At 62.0% G+C, this 5,478-nt stretch carries 8 protein-coding genes and 1 rRNA gene; 7 read left to right on the plus strand and 2 right to left on the minus strand.

Features of this window, described 5'->3' with window-relative positions; all coding sequences use genetic code 11:
- Positions 1 to 157: 157 nt before the first annotated feature.
- Entirely contained in the window at positions 158 to 613 is a 456-nt protein-coding gene (locus AUQ37_RS13080; protein ID WP_058747996.1) for an Lrp/AsnC family transcriptional regulator, read from the minus strand.
- A gap of 242 nt (positions 614 to 855) precedes the next feature.
- Here AUQ37_RS13080 and AUQ37_RS07060 point away from each other — a divergent pair, with 242 nt between their 5' ends.
- Positions 856 to 2,037: a DHHA1 domain-containing protein gene (locus AUQ37_RS07060; RefSeq protein ID WP_058747991.1), complete on the plus strand. Its 1,182-nt coding sequence runs from the start codon at positions 856 to 858 to the stop codon at positions 2,035 to 2,037.
- 6 nt (positions 2,038 to 2,043) lie between these two features.
- On the opposite strand, the gene AUQ37_RS07065 is transcribed toward AUQ37_RS07060, so the two are convergent.
- On the minus strand, positions 2,044 to 2,424 hold the full coding sequence (locus AUQ37_RS07065; RefSeq protein WP_058747992.1) for a DUF5655 domain-containing protein: 381 nt from the start codon (positions 2,422 to 2,424) through the stop codon (positions 2,044 to 2,046).
- A gap of 226 nt (positions 2,425 to 2,650) precedes the next feature.
- Between AUQ37_RS07065 and AUQ37_RS07070 the strand changes: the two genes are divergently transcribed.
- The 6 genes from AUQ37_RS07070 (at position 2,651) to AUQ37_RS11425 (ending at position 5,453) form a co-directional block, all read left to right on the plus strand.
- The gene (locus AUQ37_RS07070; protein ID WP_058747993.1) at positions 2,651 to 3,025 is read left to right on the plus strand and encodes a nascent polypeptide-associated complex protein; all 375 of its coding nucleotides are present in this window, start codon (positions 2,651 to 2,653) and stop codon (positions 3,023 to 3,025) included.
- 2 nt (positions 3,026 to 3,027) lie between these two features.
- On the plus strand, positions 3,028 to 3,267 hold the full coding sequence (locus AUQ37_RS07075) for a HypC/HybG/HupF family hydrogenase formation chaperone (protein ID WP_058747994.1): 240 nt from the start codon (positions 3,028 to 3,030) through the stop codon (positions 3,265 to 3,267).
- A gap of 79 nt (positions 3,268 to 3,346) precedes the next feature.
- Positions 3,347 to 3,467, plus strand: a 5S ribosomal RNA gene (gene rrf, locus AUQ37_RS07080).
- Between the two features lie 137 nt (positions 3,468 to 3,604).
- Positions 3,605 to 4,384, plus strand: a complete 780-nt coding sequence (locus AUQ37_RS07085) for an isopentenyl phosphate kinase (RefSeq protein WP_058747995.1) — start codon at positions 3,605 to 3,607, stop codon at positions 4,382 to 4,384.
- A complete protein-coding gene (locus tag AUQ37_RS11420; RefSeq protein ID WP_201013846.1) occupies positions 4,381 to 4,944 on the plus strand; it encodes a hypothetical protein in 564 nt (187 codons plus the stop codon). Before AUQ37_RS07085 ends, AUQ37_RS11420 begins: the two co-directional genes overlap by 4 nt.
- Complete coding sequence (locus tag AUQ37_RS11425; protein WP_201013847.1) at positions 4,944 to 5,453, plus strand: alpha-hydroxy-acid oxidizing protein; 510 nt, start codon at positions 4,944 to 4,946, stop codon at positions 5,451 to 5,453. The genes AUQ37_RS11420 and AUQ37_RS11425 overlap by 1 nt, the downstream gene beginning before the upstream one ends.
- Positions 5,454 to 5,478 lie beyond the last annotated feature (25 nt).

Consider the following 5,478-nt stretch of genomic DNA (forward strand, 5'->3'; position numbering starts at 1 on the left):
CATGTTTCCCGATGTCGGAGGCCCTGAGCTCTCCGCACGTGTTCGTTCTTCTCATTATGGGTGCCCCTATGATGATAACGGGGGCGCCTATTGCCCATTCCCGTTAAATAATGTGCGCCTGCGCGCGAACGGTGCGGGTCAGGCCTCCAGAGCCCGGTCAGACCGAGCCTTCGTCCGGCCCGAGGACCGGAACATAATCAGATTCGCTCTTGGCAATCCTCAGGATGACGGAAGACTCGACGCGCACGACCCCGTCGAGGGCGTCGATCTTCATGATGGTGTCAAGGAACTCCTTCCTGTCCCGGCAGCAGAGCATCGCGACAACGTTCGCGTCTCCGGCAACATCATAGACGGCCACGGTCTGCGGCAGGGACGAGATCCTCTCCTCCGCCATGGTGTCGGATTTGTTCAGGAAGACCCTGGCGATGCCCATGAAGCCGTACCCCATCGCCATGTAGTCGAGCTTCGCGCGGTATCCGCGGATGACCCCCTGGGCCTCGAGGTTGTTGACCCTCTGGATGAGCGTCGTGGGGTGCACGCCGAGTTGCTTGGCGAGCTGACGGTAGGAGCCCTGGCTGGAGCTGCTCAGGAGTTCTATGATGCGCCTGTCCAGTTCGTCGAAGTTCTTAGTATCGGACGTTTCTCTCCCTCTCCCAACCCGATTGGTCGGGGGGAATTTAACTTTACTGTGAACAGTTCCCGCCCCGCGGCGTTCCCGCAGATGCGGAGAGAATCGCTGCGACATCGGACCCAGCCGGCCGTCTGGACGGCCGGCCCTGTCGGCGATCAGGCAGCCGGGATGCGCCCGGGGACACGGTCTTATATCCGCGCCGTCCCATCGGGGAGGCGATAGCAATGGCAGACGAGGTTTTCAGGCACGACGGGTACCTGTCGGAGTTCGAATCGGAGGTGACGGCGGTCGACGGCGACAAGGTCGTCATGAACCTGACCGCGTTCTATCCCGGAGGCGGGGGGCAGGTCTGCGACACCGGGACCATCAACGGCAAGAGGGTGACCGAGGTCCGCTACGAGGGCAAGGAGATCGTCCACATCGTCCCGGGCAACGATTTCAGGCCCGGCATGCGCGTATGGTGCAGCCTCGACTGGGACAGGCGCTTCGACCTCATGATGGGGCACACCGGGGAGCACCTGCTCTTCTGCTCCCTGCACCGCGAGGACCCGGACCTCGCTATAACCAAGATCTACATCTCGCCGGAGGACAAGTACGTCATCGTAAACCACGACGTGAGCTGGGAGAAGATACGCTCCGCCCTCGCCTTCGCCAACAAAGCGATACGCGACAACCTCACGGTCAGGAAGACCGTGATGGCCAGGAACGACCCGGACCTCGCCAAGGTCAGGATCAAGCTCGACCGCATCCCCGAGGACGAGGAGATCACCGTCGTCTCCATAGGCGACATCGACTACTCCGCATGCAGCGGGGTCCATGTGCAGGAGACCTCGGAGCTGGGCATGCTGTTCGTCGATCGGAAGGTGTCCGCCGGCAGGGACGGGGTGGCCATCCACTTCAAGGTCGGGGATGCCGCGGCCGATGCGGCGATATCCCTAGCGGCCACCTGCCTCGAGGTCATCGACGAGACCGGCAGCAAACCTGAACTGGTAGTCAAGACCGTCGCCAACATGAAGCATAACCTGGAGGCCGCGGCCGAAGCGTCTAAGGAGGCCGCCAAGAAGGGCGTCGGGTCGCTGGAGCCGGAAACAGTAGGGGGCACCGCGTTCTACAGCGGCGTGTTCCCGGGGGCGGACAGGAAGGTCCTGGCGGAGGCCGTCGAGAAACTGAAGGCCGAAGGGGCGGTCTGTGCGTTCATAGCCGTCGGCGAGACCGCGAACATCATGCTCGGCTCCGGGTCTCCGAAGGTCGACTGCCGCAAGGTCCTCCCGAAGGTGCTGGGGATGTTCGGCGGAAGGGGCGGCGGGAAGCCCGACTTCGCCCAGGGCGGCATACCGGACGCCTCCAAGGCCGCAGAAGCTCTGGAAGCGCTGAAGAAAGAGGTCGCCGGCCTGCTGGAAAACTGACCGGGATCAGTCGCAGTCCTCGGACTTGTCCTCGTACGCCTTGCTGATCATCGTCAGCAGGGTGTCGCAGATCCCGTCGGGCCCGGGGATGCCGATGTGGTAGATCCAGCGGTCGTCGGAAGACTGGACGATGCGGGTGTACCTGCACGGCGGCACCTTGTAGCAGAGGCCGAAGGAGATCACCAGGGGGCAGTCCCCGTAAGTGGTGTTCCCGCGGGCGGGGGCCCATACCCAGAGGAAGGGGCGGTCGATCGTGCTGAAGACCACGAGCTCGCGGACCACCTCGAAGTCGGTGTCCGGATATATGGAGCGGACCTTGTCCATGAGGGCGCGGAATGTGCGGCCGGCGAGCTCATCGCCGGCGAAGAGGTCCTTTGCTGTGATCACGCGCACTCTATCTCACGCCGACAATAATAATATTCCCGAACAGAAGGCCGGCGTCCCGCCCCGGGACCGCTGAGCGCAGGGACTGGATACCGTCTGCCGGAGAAGGACGGAGAGTTCCGATGTGCCAGCCGCAGAATCGTATGATGCGTGCTCGGAGGAACCGTCCCTGGCGGCGCCCCGGCCGCGGATAAGGGTTAATTAGCGGTAACGGAATCGGTATGCCGATATGGCTGGAGGAATGAGGGGCATGAACCCCCGCGCTATGCAGCGCACGATGCGCTCGATGGGCATAAAGCAGGAGGAGGTCAAAGGCGTGACAGAGGTCATCATCAGGACCGCCGACAAGGACATCGTCATCTCCCCTGCGGAGGTCGTATGCATCGACATGAAGGGCAGCAAGAGCTACCAGGTGGCCGGGAACGTCTCGGAGGTCCCCGCAGGGACCGCCGGCGGAGCCCCTGCAGGGCCGGTCTTCCCCAGCGAGGACATCGAGCTCGTGATGTCCCAGACGAACTGCGACCGCGAGAAGGCCATCGCCGCGCTCGAGGCGGCCGACGGCCAGCCTGCTGAGGCCATTATAAAGATAATATCAGGTGAGTGAAGATGTGCCTTGCAATACCCGGCAAGATAGTGAACATCGACGGCGACGAAGCATATGTGGACTACGGCGGATCCATGAAGACGGCCAACATCTCCATGGTGGACGCCAAGGTCGGGCAGTACGTCGTGGTCCATGCGGGGTTCGCGATCGAGGTCATGGACGAAGAGGAAGCCAACGAGACACTGAAGCTCTGGAACGACTTCCTGGACTCGGACACCGCTGAGATCGATAAGCCCAACTGAGCCTCCGCCGGCCGGTTCCGCCCGGTGACGGAACGACCGATGCAAAACTTTTATACAAAGCCTCTATCTAGAGTTTTGGTCAGACGGCCACAGCAGAGGGGTTCACCCGGTCCCATCTCGAACCCGGAAGTAAGCCCTCTCGCGTATCTGTCGCGTACTGTATTGCGCAAGTGTACGGGAAAGCAGACACGCTGTCTACCACTTTTCTTCTCTTCATTCTTAGGCTTCACGGTCATTTATGTCCGCGGCCTGCATCTCTGCCGATACTTCGGCTGACGGCTCTGTTGATAGTATGCGCGCGTGAATTTATTAATCAGAAGAGGCGATGGGGCGCGCAATGATCCTGATCAAACTCGGCGGAAGCGTCATAACCGATAAGGCCGCCTACCGCACCTTCAGGAAGGAGACCGTGGCCAGGCTCGCCGAGGAGATCAAACGTTCCGGCGAAGAGGTCCTCATCGTCCACGGAGCAGGTTCCTTCGGGCATGTCGTCTCCAAGGAGTACGGGATCCAGAAAGGCTACAGCAGGCCCGAGCAGATCCCGGCGGCGGCCCGCGTCATCTGCGACTGCTGCGAACTGTCGTCCATGGTCGTCGAAGAGCTTCTGGCCGCCGGCATACCTGCTGCCACCGTCCCCATCGCGGCTGCGTTCGTGGCCGATAACGGGAAGCTGATAGCAGACAACGATGAGCCGATCAGGAGGCTCGCGGACCTCGGCATCATCCCCGTGATGTATGGCGACGTGATAACCGACCGCTCCATGGGGTTCTCCATCGTGTCCGGGGACCAGATAATGGAGATGCTCTGCAGGATGTACTCCCCCAGCAGGGTCGTTTTCGTGTCCGACATAGACGGCCTGTACACCGCCGACCCTAAGACCGATCCGTCGGCGGAGCTCATCAGAGAGGTCACCAAGGACACCCTGGCCCGCATCAGGACCTCGTCCTCGGTGGACGATGTCACCGGCGGCGTCGAAGCCAAAATGGAGGCCATGCTCAGGATGACATCTGAAGACAGGGACTGCGTCCTGATCAACGGCAATGTGCCGGGGCGTCTATACTCTCTGTTAAAAGGTCATGATGTCATCTGCACTTCAGCCAAGGGAGGAATCCAATGACAATCAGGAGCCGCAAGGCCGATCACATCGACATATGCCTGAAGGAGCGCGTCGCACCCGACCACTGCTACTGGGACGACGTCAAGCTCGTCCACAACGCCATGCCCGAGATCGACATGGACGATATCGACATGACCGCCGATGTCCTGGGCAGGAAGCTCGCCTTCCCGATGGTGGTCACCGCCATCACCGGCGGATTCCCGGGAGCCAAGAAGATCAACTCCAACATCGCCGAGGCATGCGCGGAGCTCGGCATCGGCATGGGCGTCGGCAGCGAAAGGGCCGGGGTGAAGGGAGTGGACCCCGAAACCTACTCCGTCATCAAAGATTTCGACGTCCCGCTGGTCATCGGCAATGTCGGCGCCCCCCAGCTCGTGAAGCAGAAGAGCGGCGAGCCTTTCACCGATGAGATGGTGAAGGCGGCGGCCGACCTCATAGACGCTGACTACATCGCCGTGCACCTGAACTTCCTCCAGGAGGTCATCCAGCCCGAGGGGGACCACAACGCGCCGGGATCAGGGACAGGATCCGCGACCTGGCTCTCAGGTACCCGATCATAGTGAAGGAGACCGGCGCGGGGATCGACGGATACACCGCCGAGAGGCTCAAAGGCATCGGAGTGAGGGGCCTGGACATCGCCGGCATGGGCGGCACCAGCTTCTCCGCCGTGGAGATGTACCGCGCCAGCATGATCGGCGACGATTCCCTGGCCGAGATGGGCAACACGTTCTTCGACTGGGGGATACCCGCGCCCGCCGCCCTGGCGGAATGCAGGGCCTCCAGGCTCCCGCTCATCGCGTCGGGAGGCATCCTGGACGGGACTCATGTGGCCGCGGCAGTGTCCATGGGGGCTGAGGCCGCGGGCGTCGCGCATGCGGTGCTCAGGGAAGCGACGGAGTCCGCGGACGCCGTCAAGAAGAAGCTCATGCTTTTCAGAGAGGAGCTGCAGGCGGCGATGATGCTGACCGGCTCCGCAAACATCAAACAGCTCGCGAAAGCGAGGCATTTCGTCGCGGGAGAGACCCGCGAATGGATCGAGGGATTGAAATGGACGCAAAAGAGTATCTGAAGAAGACCTCGGCTGAGGTCGACGG

Origin of the sequence: Candidatus Methanomethylophilus sp. 1R26 (assembly GCF_001481295.1) — an archaeon.
GTDB lineage: Archaea > Thermoplasmatota > Thermoplasmata > Methanomassiliicoccales > Methanomethylophilaceae > Methanomethylophilus.